The sequence below is a fragment of the Klebsiella sp. BDA134-6 genome, from assembly GCF_015601345.1.
GTDB lineage: Bacteria > Pseudomonadota > Gammaproteobacteria > Enterobacterales > Enterobacteriaceae > Klebsiella > Klebsiella grimontii.
Window position 1 is genome coordinate 4,452,791 of record NZ_CP064784.1, and the last position, 13,461, is coordinate 4,466,251.

12 protein-coding genes are annotated in these 13,461 nt (G+C 56.7%); 3 read left to right on the plus strand and 9 right to left on the minus strand.

Features of this window, described 5'->3' with window-relative positions; genetic code table 11:
• Positions 1–224: 224 nt before the first annotated feature.
• Positions 225–4,112, minus strand: coding sequence for a phosphoribosylformylglycinamidine synthase (gene purL, locus IYV58_RS20495; protein ID WP_032742186.1), 3,888 nt, complete (start codon positions 4,110–4,112; stop codon positions 225–227).
• 174 nt (positions 4,113–4,286) lie between these two features.
• On the opposite strand from purL, the gene mltF reads away from it, so the two are divergent.
• A complete protein-coding gene (mltF, locus tag IYV58_RS20500; protein ID WP_142481721.1) occupies positions 4,287–5,903 on the plus strand; it encodes a membrane-bound lytic murein transglycosylase MltF in 1,617 nt (538 codons plus the stop codon).
• Here the strand turns inward: mltF and tadA are convergent.
• Positions 5,900–6,406 (minus strand): tRNA adenosine(34) deaminase TadA, encoded by a 507-nt coding sequence (gene tadA / locus IYV58_RS20505; protein WP_208431108.1) that lies wholly within the window; start codon positions 6,404–6,406, stop codon positions 5,900–5,902. The two genes, mltF and tadA, sit on opposite strands and share 4 nt — an antisense overlap.
• 58 nt (positions 6,407–6,464) lie before the next feature.
• Entirely contained in the window at positions 6,465–7,100 is a 636-nt protein-coding gene (gene yfhb / locus IYV58_RS20510) for a phosphatidylglycerophosphatase C (RefSeq protein ID WP_004123671.1), read from the minus strand.
• A 208-nt stretch (positions 7,101–7,308) separates the two neighbouring features.
• On the opposite strand from yfhb, the gene IYV58_RS20515 reads away from it, so the two are divergent.
• Together IYV58_RS20515 and IYV58_RS20520 are read left to right on the plus strand one after the other, a co-directional pair.
• Positions 7,309–8,157 carry a MurR/RpiR family transcriptional regulator gene (locus IYV58_RS20515; protein WP_004123673.1) on the plus strand — a complete coding sequence of 283 codons (849 nt, stop codon included), beginning with the start codon at positions 7,309–7,311 and terminating at the stop codon, positions 8,155–8,157.
• 162 nt (positions 8,158–8,319) lie between these two features.
• Positions 8,320–8,580: a YfhL family 4Fe-4S dicluster ferredoxin gene (locus IYV58_RS20520; protein WP_004114478.1), complete on the plus strand. Its 261-nt coding sequence runs from the start codon at positions 8,320–8,322 to the stop codon at positions 8,578–8,580.
• A 28-nt stretch (positions 8,581–8,608) separates the two neighbouring features.
• Here the strand turns inward: IYV58_RS20520 and acpS are convergent, their stop codons facing one another.
• The 6 genes from acpS to lepB all read right to left on the minus strand — a co-directional run bounded on the left by acpS (position 8,609) and on the right by lepB (position 13,449).
• Positions 8,609–8,989 carry a holo-ACP synthase gene (acpS, locus tag IYV58_RS20525; protein WP_004123676.1) on the minus strand — a complete coding sequence of 127 codons (381 nt, stop codon included), beginning with the start codon at positions 8,987–8,989 and terminating at the stop codon, positions 8,609–8,611.
• Entirely contained in the window at positions 8,989–9,720 is a 732-nt protein-coding gene (gene pdxJ, locus IYV58_RS20530; RefSeq protein WP_004123677.1) for a pyridoxine 5'-phosphate synthase, read from the minus strand. The genes acpS and pdxJ overlap by 1 nt, the downstream gene beginning before the upstream one ends.
• 11 nt (positions 9,721–9,731) lie before the next feature.
• Positions 9,732–10,469: a DNA repair protein RecO gene (recO, locus tag IYV58_RS20535; RefSeq protein WP_004134893.1), complete on the minus strand. Its 738-nt coding sequence runs from the start codon at positions 10,467–10,469 to the stop codon at positions 9,732–9,734.
• A gap of 198 nt (positions 10,470–10,667) precedes the next feature.
• A complete protein-coding gene (gene era / locus IYV58_RS20540; protein ID WP_004123681.1) occupies positions 10,668–11,573 on the minus strand; it encodes a GTPase Era in 906 nt (301 codons plus the stop codon).
• Positions 11,570–12,250 (minus strand): ribonuclease III, encoded by a 681-nt coding sequence (gene rnc / locus IYV58_RS20545; RefSeq protein WP_004104573.1) that lies wholly within the window; start codon positions 12,248–12,250, stop codon positions 11,570–11,572. The genes era and rnc overlap by 4 nt, the downstream gene beginning before the upstream one ends.
• A 224-nt stretch (positions 12,251–12,474) precedes the next feature.
• Positions 12,475–13,449: a signal peptidase I gene (gene lepB, locus IYV58_RS20550; RefSeq protein WP_004123684.1), complete on the minus strand. Its 975-nt coding sequence runs from the start codon at positions 13,447–13,449 to the stop codon at positions 12,475–12,477.
• Positions 13,450–13,461: the final 12 nt, after the last annotated feature.

The window sequence follows — 13,461 nt, forward strand, 5'->3', positions numbered from 1 at the left end:
GACATGAATGATGATGGTCGGTTTTCACGCAAAGTGTCGCTGATTAGCAACACCGGATGAATGATTTAGCAATGCTATTATAAATCAATAGGTTAAGTGTCACCTTTTGACGACACTGCTATGGCGCGTTTGTCGGCGATCCCCGACACCTACTCTCGATATGCCTCACCAATAAAAAAGCCCCCTGCGCGGGCAGGAGGCTTAATGCGATTTGTGAGCGATTTTTAGCCCAGCTGCTTACGCGCGTTGCGGAAAATACGCATCCACGGGCTGTCTTCGCCCCAGTTTTCCGGGTGCCATGAGTTCGACACGGTGCGGAACACGCGCTCCGGGTGCGGCATCATGATGGTCGCGCGCCCGCTTTCGCTGGTCACTGCGGTGATGCCGTTCGGCGACCCGTTCGGGTTAGCCGGATAGTTTTCCGTCACCTTACCGACGTTGTCGACGAAGCGCAGCGCCACCAGGCCTTTGCTTTCCAGCTGCGCCAGATGCGCGCCATCGCGGACTTCCACCTGCCCTTCACCGTGAGATACGGCAATTGGCATCATGGACCCCACCATTCCCTGCATCAGCAGCGACGGGCTCTGCGTCACCTCAACCAGGCTGAAGCGCGCTTCAAAGCGGTCGGACTGGTTACGTACAAAGCGCGGCCACAGGTCGCTGCCCGGGATCAGCTCGCGCAGGTTAGACATCATCTGGCAGCCATTGCACACGCCCAGCGCCAGGGTCTGAGGACGATGGAAGAAAGTGGCAAATTCGTCGCGAACGCGTTCATTGAACAGGATTGATTTCGCCCAGCCCTCACCGGCGCCTAAAACGTCACCGTAGGAGAAGCCGCCGCAGGCCACCAGCGCCTGGAAGTCAGCAAGACCGGTACGGCCCGCCAGCAGGTCGCTCATATGCACGTCAATGGCATCGAAGCCCGCACGATGGAACGCTGCCGCCATTTCAACGTGAGAGTTCACGCCCTGCTCGCGCAGCACCGCAACCTTCGGACGCGCGCCGGTGGCAATATAAGGCGCAGCAATATCCTCATTAATATCGAAGGAGAGCTTCACGTTGAGGCCCGGATCGGCATCGTTGGCTTTCGCCTCGTGCTCCTGGTCGGCGCACTCCGGGTTATCGCGCAGACGCTGCATTTGCCAGGTGGTTTCTGCCCACCACATACGCAGCGTTGTGCGGCTTTCGCTGAATACCGGGTGACCGTCGGCCTCGATGACAAAGCGATCGCCCGTCGTGGCCTGGCCAAGATAGTGAACGCAATCCGCCAGACCATGAGCGGCCAGCAGCGCTTCGACTGCCTGGCGGTCAGCGGCACGAACCTGAATCACGCCGCCAAGCTCTTCGTTAAACAGCGCGGCCAGACGATCCTCGCCGAGCGCGGCGATATCAACCTTGACGCCGCAGTGGCCGGTAAAGGCCATTTCGGCCAGCGTGACTAGCAGGCCGCCGTCAGACCGGTCGTGCCACGCCAGCAGCTTACCTTCAGCTACCAGCGCCTGCATTGCGTCCCAGAAGCCTTTCAGCTGCGCGACATCGCGAACGTCGGCAGTCACATCGCCAAGCTGACGATAAACCTGCGCCAGCGCGGTCGCGCCCAGCGCATTGTTCCCCTTGCCTAAATCAATCAGCAGCAGGGCGTTGTCAACGGTTGCGAGCTGCGGAGTGACGGTACGGCGTACGTCTTCCACGCGGGCAAAAGCGGAAATCACCAGCGACAGCGGGGAGGTCATCTCGCGCTGTTCGGTACCTTCCTGCCAGCGGGTTTTCATCGACATGGAGTCTTTACCCACCGGAATCGTCAGTCCCAGGGCCGGACAAAGTTCTTCGCCAATCGCTTTTACCGCTTCATATAAACCGGCGTCTTCGCCTGGGTGACCGGCTGCAGCCATCCAGTTTGCCGACAGCTTCACGCGATTGAGCGCGCCAATCTGCGTCGCAGCAATGTTGGTCAGCGCCTCGCCGACCGCCAGACGGGCAGAAGCGGCAAAGTCCAGCAGTGCAACCGGCGCGCGCTCGCCAATAGACATGGCTTCGCCGTAATAGCTGTCAAGGCTGGCGGTTGTCACCGCGCAGTTAGCCACCGGGATCTGCCACGGCCCCACCATCTGATCGCGCGCCACCATACCGGTGACGGTGCGGTCACCGATGGTAACGAGGAAGGTTTTCTCCGCCACGGTCGGCAGGTGCAGCACGCGATTCACCGCGTCGGCAATAGTGATGCCCTGGCGTTCCAGACTCTGGCCCTGGGCTTTGAGGGTCTGCACGTCGCGGGTCATTTTCGGCGTTTTACCCAGCAGCACGTCAAGCGGCAGGTCGATCGGGCGATCGTCAAAGTGACTATCATCGAGGCTCAAATGCAGCGCTTCGGTGGCTTCGCCAATGACCGCGTACGGCGCGCGTTCGCGGCGGCACAGCTCATCAAACAGCGGCAGCTGCTCAGGCGCGACCGCCAGAACATAACGTTCCTGAGATTCGTTACACCAGATTTCCAGCGGGCTCATACCCGGCTCATCGCTGAGGATATCGCGCAGCTGGAATTTACCGCCGCGTCCGCCGTCGCTCACCAGTTCCGGCATCGCATTAGACAAACCGCCGGCGCCGACGTCGTGGATAAACAGAATCGGGTTGGCGTCGCCCAGCTGCCAGCAGCGGTCGATAACTTCCTGGCAGCGACGCTCCATCTCCGGGTTGTCGCGCTGTACGGAGGCAAAATCCAGATCGGCATCAGACTGGCCGGAGGCCATTGAAGAGGCCGCACCGCCGCCGAGGCCGATGTTCATCGCCGGGCCGCCGAGAACAATCAGCTTCGCGCCGACGACAATCTCGCCCTTCTGCACGTGTTCGCCGCGAATGTTGCCGATACCGCCCGCCAGCATAATGGGCTTGTGATAGCCGCGCAGCTCTTCGCCGTTGTGGCTGGTAACCTTCTCTTCATAGGTACGGAAGTAGCCATTGAGCGCCGGACGACCGAATTCGTTGTTAAACGCCGCGCCGCCCAGCGGGCCTTCAGTCATGATATCCAGCGCGGTGACGATGCGATCCGGCTTGCCGAAATCCTCTTCCCACGGCTGTTCAAAACCGGGTATACGCAGGTTGGAAACCGAGAAGCCCACCAGACCCGCCTTCGGTTTCGCCCCGCGTCCGGTGGCGCCTTCATCGCGAATTTCACCGCCGGAACCGGTCGCCGCGCCCGGCCACGGAGAAATCGCCGTCGGGTGGTTATGGGTTTCGACCTTCATCAGAATATGCGCGTCTTCCTGGTGGAAGTTGTAGCGGCCGGTTTCGTGGTCGGCGAAGTAGCGACCCACGGCTGAACCTTCCATTACCGCGGCGTTGTCTTTATAGGCAGACAGCACGTAGTCCGGGGTTTTCTCGAAGGTGTTTTTAATCATTTTGAACAGCGACTTCGGCTGCTTTTCGCCATCAATGACCCAGTCGGCGTTAAAAATCTTGTGTCGGCAGTGCTCGGAGTTAGCCTGCGCGAACATATAGAGTTCGATATCGTTCGGGTTGCGACCCAACTTCTGGAAAGCATCCTGCAGATAGTCGATTTCATCCTCCGCCAGCGCCAGCCCCAGACGGAGGTTGGCATCAATCAGCGCCTGACGGCCAAGACCCAGCAGATCAACGCTGGTGACCGGAGTTGGCTGATGGTGGGCGAAGAGTTTTTCACCCTCTTCCAGCGCCGTGAAGACGCTTTCCATCATGCGGTCATGCAGTTCGGCCGCCACCAGCGACCACTGTTGGTCATTCAGGCTGCCCGCTTCGACGTAATACGCCACGCCGCGTTCCAGGCGCACCACCTGAGACAGGCCGCAGTTATGGGCGATGTCGGTAGCTTTAGAAGACCAGGGAGAGATGGTGCCAGGACGGGGAGTAACGAGCAGTAGCTTGCCGGTTGGGGTATGGCTGCTTAAGTTCGGGCCATATTTGAGCAACCTTGCCAGACTCTCGCGATCGTCGCCGCTGAGCGGGGCGCTAAGGTCGGCAAAATGAACGTACTCGGCATATATCGTGCTGACCGGAAGGTTGGCCGCCTGGAAACGTGCCAGCAGTTTATTGATACGGAATGCCGACAGTGCAGGTGAACCACGCAAAATTTCCATCATAAGTCTCTCGTCTTCGAAGCTTTCATGGTGAGCCAGGGGGGAAACGGGCGCCATTATAGTGAATCCTGCGCCCCGACGAAACCGTTTGCGTAGAAATAAAATGATTGCCGGGGTTTATCAATTAATGTGACTCATCTCGCGAATAAGTTGCCAACTGACGCATTCTTAAGCAAAATGCCGCTCATTCTAAGACAACCTTTTACTTTTTCTGGTCATAATCTGCTGAGGAACCCAAAGCTGCAGAAGATTAACTATCTGAAAAAACTAAAGATTAATTATCTGCTCATCGGCATTGTGACCCTCCTGCTGGCGGCCGCCCTGTGGCCGTCTCTCCCGTGGATGGGTAAACCAGAAAACCGCGTGGCGGGGATCATTGCGCGCGGAGAATTGCGCATCAGCACCATTAATTCGCCGATGACCTTCGCGACCCTCAATGATAAATCCTACGGTTTTGATTATGAGCTGGCGCAGCAGTTTGCCGACTACCTCGGCGTCGAGCTCAAAGTCACCGTCAGGCAGAATATCAGCCAGCTCTTCGACGATCTCGATGAAGGCAAAGCCGACATGCTGGCTGCCGGTCTGGTCTACAACTCCGAACGGGTGAAAAACTATCAGGTCGGGCCGACCTACTATTCCGTTTCGCAACAGCTGGTGTATCGCAAAGGCAACCTGCGCCCGCGCACCCTGGCAAATCTTACCGCGGCGCAGCTGGCGATCGCTCCCGGGCACGTGGCGATTAACGATCTCCAGGGGCTGAAAGAGCAAAAATATCCCGACCTCGACTGGCGCGTGGACGATAAGCGCGGGACGACGGCGCTAATGCAGGCGGTCATCGATGGCAAGCTCGACTATACCGTGGCGGATTCGGTCGCCGTCAGCCTGTTCCAGCGCGTTCACCCGGAGCTGGCCGTCGCCCTCGATATCAGCGACGAGCAGCCGGTCACCTGGTTTAGCGAAAAAGGCGAAGATAATTCCCTGTCGGCGGCAATGCTCGATTTCTTCAATAATATTAATGAAGACGGCACCCTGGCGAGGCTGGAGGAGAAATACCTCGGCCACGGCAACGATTTTGATTACGTTGATACCCGCACCTTCCTGCGCGCCGTGGAAAGCGTTCTCCCGGGCCTGCAGCCAATGTTTGAAAAATATGCCCGGCAGATAGACTGGCGGCTGCTGGCGGCCATCTCGTGGCAGGAATCGCACTGGGATCCGCAGGCCACCTCCCCTACTGGCGTGCGCGGAATAATGATGCTGACCCGCAATACGGCCCAAAGCCTGGGGTTGACGGATCGCACCGACGCCGAACAAAGCATCGACGGCGGTATGCGTTATTTGCAGGATATGATGAATAAAGTGCCGGAGTCGGTGCCGCAGGACGAACGCATCTGGTTTGCGCTGGCGGCTTACAATATGGGCTACGCGCACATGCTTGACGCGATGGCGCTGACGAAAAAGCAGAAAGGCGACCCGAATAGCTGGGCCGATGTAAAACAGCGTCTGCCGCTGTTAAGCCAGAAAAACTACTATAGCCGCCTGAAGTACGGCTTTGCGCGCGGGCACGAAGCCTACGCCTACGTTGAAAACATCCGCAAATATCATATTAGCCTTGTGGGCTATCTCTCTGAAAAAGAGAGAAAAGACGCGCAGATGGCGGCCCTGGGTGAACACTACCCAGCGGTCATGCCGGATGAGTTGGATAAACCGGAACAGTATGCCTCGTCCTTTTTCAACTTTCGCGCCGAAACGCTGGTTGATAACGCAAAATTAAAAATTCCCGGCGCCGGGCATTAATCCTGGGCCTGCTGGCCAGCTCGCTTCAGCGCTTTTTTCTCTTCGCGCCGCCAGCGAAAGAAATCGCTCAGCATGCCGGAACAGGCCTCCGTCATAATTCCTTCCGTTATTTCTACCCGATGATTCATGCCCGGATGATGCAGCACATCCATCAGCGACCCGGCGGCGCCGGTTTTCGCATCCCTGGCGCCAAATACCAGCCGGGAAATACGGCTGTGCACCATCGCTCCGGCGCACATCACGCAGGGCTCAAGGGTAACGTACAGCGTTGCGTCAATCAGGCGATAGTTTTGCAGCACCAGTCCGCCCTGACGCAGGGCCATAATCTCGGCGTGCGCGGTCGGATCGTGGCGGCCGATTGGCCGGTTCCAGCCCTCGCCGATGACCTGATGATTATGCACCAGCACGGCGCCGACCGGCACTTCGCCCTCTTCCCAGGCGCGTTTGGCCAGCGTCAGGGCGTGACGCATCCAGTATTCATCATTTAATTCATGGTCAGACAAAACGAGCACTCCTGCAGAAAAGCGGGGCGCATTATACATGGGCGCTATGTATTGCACACTATTCTAACTGCTGAAGATCGCCCTGCGGCGTCACCCGCCAGCGATGCTGGCAAAAATTGAGCAGCGGGTTGTCCTGCTCGCTGTCGCTGTAGCCGCTATACAATCGCAGCGGAGCGCCTATTTTCTGTTCCAGCTGCGCCACCTTTTCGTTGCCGAGGCAGCGAAGGGTTAAGCCCCAGCCGCCGCAGCGCCGCTCCATCCGGCTGGCAATCAGATTGACCCGCGGTAGCCAGGCGGTATCAAAATAGACTTGCTCAACCAGCGACTGCGGCGAACCGGTAATCAGCCAGACGTCGGCGTCCGTGCTGGACAGATAATGGCTAAGCCGCGCCTGAACAACCGGGAATGCCGTAACGTGCTGGCGAAACCAGCGAACAAAACTCGCCTCCAGCCGTTTAAGGTGACGCTCGCTGCGTCCGAAGGTTGAAGCCCACAGCAGCAGGCTCATCGGCCAGCGCGCGGCGCGACCGTACAACATCAGCCCGGCGGCAATAACAGGCAATAAAGGAAGCACCAGCAGCGCATTCAGCGGCTGATGGCGCAGGACAAAGCGCAAAAAGCTGCCGAACATATCCTGCTGATGCAAGGTTCCATCCAGATCAAAAAAAACCACTCTCCGCGTGCTGCTATTCAAAACCTACTCCCATGTACGATCGCCCGATAACCAGTAGCTTAACAGCCTTACGTCGCGAATAGCGAAAACATACGCTGTCGTTGAATCCGGATTAAGAAAACGCGCTTGCAGAGAAATCTTAGGATAGAATTTTTAATTCGCGATAATCCTCTTATAATCGAATACAAAATTCTTTCAGCCGAGGGTGAAGCTGTCCTCCGGAGCCGCTATGAACTGTTTGACCCGTATTCGCCAGCGCTACCCTACGTTGGCCGCAAGCGATAAAAAACTGGCCGATTTCATTCTGGCTCAACCGGATCAAACCCGCCACCTCAGCTCACAGCAGCTGGCGGGCGAAGCCGGCGTCAGTCAGTCAAGCGTAGTGAAATTTGCGCAGAAGATGGGATTCAAAGGCTTCCCGGCGTTAAAGCTGGCGCTGAGCGAAGCCCTGGCAAGCGCCCCTACGCCGCAGTCCGTACCGGTACATAATCAGATTCGCGGCGACGATCCTCTTCGGCTGGTTGGCGAAAAGCTGATTAAGGATAACATCGCGGCTATGCACGCCTCGCTGGACGTCAACACCGAAGAGAAGCTGCTGGAAGCCGTCACGCTGCTGCGCCACGCCCGACGGGTGATCATTACCGGTATCGGCGCATCGGGCCTGGTGGCGAGAAACTTTAGCTGGAAGCTGATGAAAATCGGTATTAACGCCGTCTCTGAACAGGATATGCACGCGCTGCTGGCAACGGTACAGGCGATGTCCCCGGACGATCTGCTGCTGGCCATTTCCTACTCCGGTGAACGACGCGAGATCAATATGGCGGCGGGTGAAGCGTTACGGGTAGGAAGCCAGATCCTGGCGATCACCGGTTTTAACCCCAACGCGCTTCAGCAGCAGGCTACGTTGTGCCTGTACACCATTGCGGAGGAGCAGGCCACGCGCAGCGCCGCGATCTCCTCCACCAGCGCGCAGATGATGCTGACCGATCTCCTGTTTATGGGGTTGGTGCAGCAGGATCTTGAGCACGCTCCGGAGCGGATTCGCCACAGCGAAGCGCTGGTGAAAAAGCTGGTGTAACTCCGAGTGTCCTGCCCACTGGCAGAAGCTCTCTCTTATTGGCTCAAGCCGGACAAAATTTCTCCGCTACGGATGGTCGCCCCGCGGTTGAAAAGAGCTGGTCCGGGCAGAAAATAGGCGTATAATGCCCGCCCTGTTTGTGTTGTTTCTGAGAATTTCCTGATGGCGCTGTTAATCACCAAAAAATGTATCAACTGCGATATGTGCGAGCCTGAGTGCCCGAATGAGGCGATATCCATGGGTGATAGCATTTATGAAATTAACAGCGACCGCTGCACCGAATGCGTTGGCCACTATGATACGCCGACCTGCCAGAAGGTGTGTCCGATCCCAAATACCATCCTGAAAGATCCGGCCCATAACGAAAATGAAGAGCAGCTGTGGGATAAGTTTGTCCTGCTGCACCACGCGGACAAACTGTGATATTGCCGGATGGAGTTATCCGGCCAGTCTAGCTTTCGATAATCACCGTAGCGCAGGCATAGTGACGTTCGTCGGCCAACGTCACGTGAATGCTGCTGACGCCCAGTCGCTCAGCCAGACTCTTCGCTTCGCCCCACAACCGTAGCTTTGGCTTACCCAGCTCGTCGTTGTAAACCTCAAACTGGTTAAATGCCAGGCCATTGCGGATGCCGGTGCCAAGCGCCTTGGCCGCCGCTTCTTTAACGGCGAAACGCTTAGCCAGAAAACGGACCGGCTGCTGATGCTGCTGCCATATCGCCCACTCGTGATCGCTCAGTACGCGACGAGCCAGACGGTCACCGCTGCGGGCAATCACCGCTTCAATACGGGCGATTTCAACGATATCAGTACCCAGTCCGAGAATAGCCATCAGGCGCGAGCTTCCAGCATCAGGCGCTTCATTTCCGCAACCGCCTCTTTAAGGCCGCTCATCACCGCACGGCCAATAATCGCGTGGCCGATGTTCAGCTCGTGCATTTCCGGCAGCGCCGCAATGGCTTTTACATTATGGTAGGTCAGGCCGTGACCGGCATTGACCTTCAGCCCCAGGCTGGCGGCATAGGTCGCCGCTTTGGCAATACGCTCCAGCTCTTTTGCCTGCTCGGCGTCGGTTTGCGCATCGGCGTAGCAGCCGGTGTGAATTTCGATATAGGGTGCGCCCACGTCCGCTGCCGCCTTAATTTGCGCGTTGTCCGCATCAATAAACAGCGAAACCAGGATGCCGGCGTCGGCAAGACGCTTACAGGCATCGCGCATTTTATCGAGTTGGCCCGCCACGTCCAGCCCGCCTTCGGTGGTCACTTCCTGGCGCTTTTCCGGCACCAGACAGCAGAAATGAGGTTGAGTCTCACAAGCGATATTCAGCATCTCTTCCGTCACCGCCATCTCAAGGTTCATGCGGGTATCCAGCGTCTGGCGCAAAATACGGACATCGCGGTCGGTAATATGGCGACGATCTTCGCGAAGGTGGACGGTAATACCGTCGGCGCCGGCCTGTTCGGCGATAAATGCCGCCTGTACCGGATCAGGATAAGCGGTACCGCGGGCGTTGCGTAATGTCGCAATGTGGTCAATGTTGACCCCTAACAGTAATTCAGCCATGACAATCCTCGTTAATCGTTATTTGTTTTATCGGCTCGCGCTGCCCGCGCGGGCAAAAACTGACGAAAAAGCTCGCGACTTTTTAGCGGCTTCCCGCCCAGATAGGGCTTCAGGGCGATACGTGTGAAACGTTTTGCCGCGCGCAGCGCATCGCTGTCCGGAAATTCACGGCTCGCCAACGCCTTAAGATGGTGCCCGGTAAAGGTGCTGTTATCAATAACCACGCTGGCGATAAAGCCTTTTTCTTCACGGTAGCGATAGGTCATCGCATCGTCAACCGCTTCTCCGCTGCCGGCGCAATGCAGGAAATCCACGCCATACCCCAGGTGCCCAAGCAGCGCCAGTTCAAAACGCCGTAGCGCCGGTTCCGGCGAGCCGCTTGCGCCAGCCAGAGACTGGATACAGTGTAAATAATCGAAAAAGAGTTCGGAGAAGCGCGTTTCATGCTCAAGCACGCGAGAGAGCAGTTCGTTGACGTAAAGGCCGCTGTAGAGCGTGATACCGCTGAGAGGGAGGGCCAGCGAGACGGCTTCCGCGCTGCGCAGCGTTTTGACTTCGCCGCGCCCGCCAAAGCGAAGCAGCAAGGGAGTAAAGGGCTGAAGCGCGCCTTTGAGGTTGGAACGTTTGGAACGTGCGCCTTTAGCCACAAGGCGCACGCGGCCGGATTCTTCCGTGAAGACGTCCAGCATCAGGCTGGTTTCGCTCCAGGGACGACTATGCAGTACGAAAGCGCGTTGCCAGCCTTCCATCATACTCGTCGTCTTTCAAGCCGCAGGTGCGCTGGCTGCGCCCACTCCCCCCAGTCACTTACTGAAGTAAGCTCCCGGGTACTCGCGGTCTTGCCGCGTGACTCAGCCTCCGGCCTCGCTCCTTCGGAGCCAGCGCAAGCGCTGTTCAAAACACTTTGTGTTTTGGCCTGCACCTCGAAAGCCATAGAGTATCCAAACTTAGAGATCGTCGCCGTAACCGAGACTGCGCAGCGCGCGTTCGTCATCAGCCCAGCCGGATTTCACTTTCACCCACAGTTCGAGGTGAACCGGCGCTTCAAACATATCCTGCATGTCTTTACGCGCTTCGATACCGATAGTTTTGATTTTGGCCCCTTTATTGCCAATCACCATCTTCTTCTGGCCTTCACGCTCAACCAGGATCAGACCGTTGATATCGTAACCGCCGCGTTCATTGGTCACAAAACGTTCGATTTCAACGGTGACGGAATAGGGCAGTTCAGCGCCGAGGAAACGCATCAGCTTTTCGCGAATGATCTCGGAAGCCATAAAGCGCTGAGAACGGTCGGTAATGTAATCTTCCGGGAAGTGATGAATCGCTTCCGGCAGATGCTTACGCACGATACCGGCGATAGTATCAACGTTCAGCCCGGTTTCCGCGGAAATCGGCACAATATCGAGAAAGTTCATCTGGCTGCCGAGGAACTGCAGATGCGGCAGTAGATCCCCTTTTTCCTGTACGTTATCGACTTTGTTGACCGCCAGAATCACCGGCGCTTTGCCGTCGCGCAGCTTGTTGAGCACCATCTCGTCGTCCGGCGTCCAGCGGGTACCTTCAACGACGAAAATAACCAGCTCTACGTCGCCAATGGAGCTGCTTGCCGCTTTGTTCATCAGGCGGTTTATCGCGCGTTTTTCTTCCATATGCAGACCCGGGGTATCGACGTAGATCGCCTGGTACGGGCCTTCAGTATGAATACCGACGATGCGGTGACGCGTCGTCTGTGCTTTTCGGGAAGTAATAGAGATCTTCTGCCCGAGCAACTTGTTCAGCAATGTGGATTTGCCCACGTTTGGACGACCAACGATGGCAATAAATCCGCAGTAGTTTTTTTCTTCGCTCATTCCAGCTCCAGCTTTTTCAGCGCCTGTTCGGCGGCAGCCTGCTCCGCCTTGCGACGGCTAGAACCCGTGCCAACCACCGGTTCACTCAGGCCGCTAACCTGGCAGTGGATAGTAAATTCCTGATCGTGCGCTTCACCGCGAACCTGTACCACCAGGTACGACGGCAGCGGCAGATGACGCCCCTGCAGATATTCCTGCAAGCGGGTCTTCGGATCCTTTTGCTTGTCACCAGGGCTGATTTCATCCAGACGACTCTGGTACCAGGAGAGAATAAGACGCTCAACGTTCTGAATATCGCTGTCGAGGAAAATCCCGCCGATTAGAGCTTCAACGGTGTCCGCCAGTATCGATTCACGGCGAAAGCCCCCGCTTTTCAATTCACCCGGCCCAAGACGCAGACATTCGCCTAATTCGAACTCACGGGCAATTTCTGCCAGCGTGTTGCCTCGCACCAGCGTCGCGCGCATGCGGCTCATATCACCTTCGTCTACCCGAGGGAAACGATGATAGAGCGCGTTTGCGATCACAAAGCTCAATATTGAGTCACCTAAAAATTCCAGGCGCTCATTATGTTTGCTGCTGGCACTGCGATGAGTTAATGCCTGTTGCAACAGCTCCTGATGATGAAAAGTGTAGCCCAGCTTCCGTTGAAGCCGATTAATTACGATGGGGTTCATGCGTTACCAATAGATGAATGCGTCAAAAATGCAGCACACGAAACCGACCTGAGTAAAAACCAACGCGGTTTCGTGTGCTGTGTCAATCTTACGAGAGACAACCTAAAACTTCGGGGGGATATTCTATACGCAACGACAAGGGATGTCGTTAGTTTGAATAGATTTAAATCTTAAATAATTCACGCTGCCGTTATTGCGGCGGCAGCGTGAATAAGGCAGGAAAATTACTGGATACCGCCGATACGCGATAAACGTACACCGGTAGGCCATTCGCCTTCCTGTTTTTCGAAACTCATCCAGATTGCGGTCGCTTTACCCACCAGATTCGCCTCCGGCACAAAGCCCCAATAACGGCTGTCGGCGCTGTTATCGCGGTTGTCACCCATCATGAAATACTGGCCCGGCGGAACAATCCAGGTCGCCAGCGGCAAGCCGGACTGGTGGTAATACATCCCCACCTGATCCTGAGCAATCGGTACGGTCAGAATACGGTGCGTCACTTCGCCCAGCGTTTCTTTACGTTCGGTCAGGCGGATACCATCGGCTTTGGTTTCGCCTTTCGGCAGTTGCCAGAAACCACTGGTCGCTTCCCCGCCGTTGCTACGGGAGAAGGTCTGAACGAAATCGCTCGGCTCAACGTTGGAGTAAGTGACCGGCAGCGCGTTGCCGCAGGCCTGGCCAGAACTACAGCCCGGCTGGATAGTGACCTGTTTAGCAATGGGATCGTAGGTCACTTTATCGCCCGGCAAACCGACCGCGCGCTTGATATAATCCAGGCGCGGATCTTGCGGATATTTAAAGACCACAATATCGCCGCGTTTCGGATGCCCGGTTTCGATCAGCGTTTTCTGGTAAATCGGATCTTTAATGCCGTAGGCAAACTTCTCAACCAGAATAAAATCGCCGATCAGCAGCGTCGGCATCATCGACCCGGATGGGATCTGGAAGGGCTCATAAATAAATGAGCGAACCACCAGCACAATCGCCAGAACCGGGAATACCGAAGCGCCGGTTTCCAGCCAGCCCGGTTTCGGGCCAACTTTTTTCAGCGTTTTCTTGTCTAACTGGTCGCCGGTCGCCGCCTGGGCAGCAGCCTGACTTTCGCGACGTTTTGGCGCAAAGATAAACTTATCCAGGCACCACAACAGACCCGTCACCAAAGTCGCGATGACCAGGATCAGGGCAAACATGTTCGCCATGCCAACTCCTTA

Excerpts from the sequence above, each read along its gene's own strand:
- IYV58_RS20515 (WP_004123673.1), top strand. The coding sequence starts at position 7,309 with ATGAACTGTTTGACCCGTATTCGCCAGCGCTACCCTACGTTGGCCGCA.
- purL (WP_032742186.1), bottom strand. The coding sequence starts at position 4,112 with ATGATGGAAATTTTGCGTGGTTCACCTGCACTGTCGGCATTCCGTATC.
- lepB (WP_004123684.1), bottom strand. The coding sequence starts at position 13,449 with ATGGCGAACATGTTTGCCCTGATCCTGGTCATCGCGACTTTGGTGACG.
- acpS (WP_004123676.1), bottom strand. The coding sequence starts at position 8,989 with ATGGCTATTCTCGGACTGGGTACTGATATCGTTGAAATCGCCCGTATT.
- mltF (WP_142481721.1), top strand. The coding sequence starts at position 4,287 with ATGCCGCTCATTCTAAGACAACCTTTTACTTTTTCTGGTCATAATCTG.
- pdxJ (WP_004123677.1), bottom strand. The coding sequence starts at position 9,720 with ATGGCTGAATTACTGTTAGGGGTCAACATTGACCACATTGCGACATTA.
- IYV58_RS20520 (WP_004114478.1), top strand. The coding sequence starts at position 8,320 with ATGGCGCTGTTAATCACCAAAAAATGTATCAACTGCGATATGTGCGAG.
- rnc (WP_004104573.1), bottom strand. The coding sequence starts at position 12,250 with ATGAACCCCATCGTAATTAATCGGCTTCAACGGAAGCTGGGCTACACT.
- recO (WP_004134893.1), bottom strand. The coding sequence starts at position 10,469 with ATGGAAGGCTGGCAACGCGCTTTCGTACTGCATAGTCGTCCCTGGAGC.
- era (WP_004123681.1), bottom strand. The coding sequence starts at position 11,573 with ATGAGCGAAGAAAAAAACTACTGCGGATTTATTGCCATCGTTGGTCGT.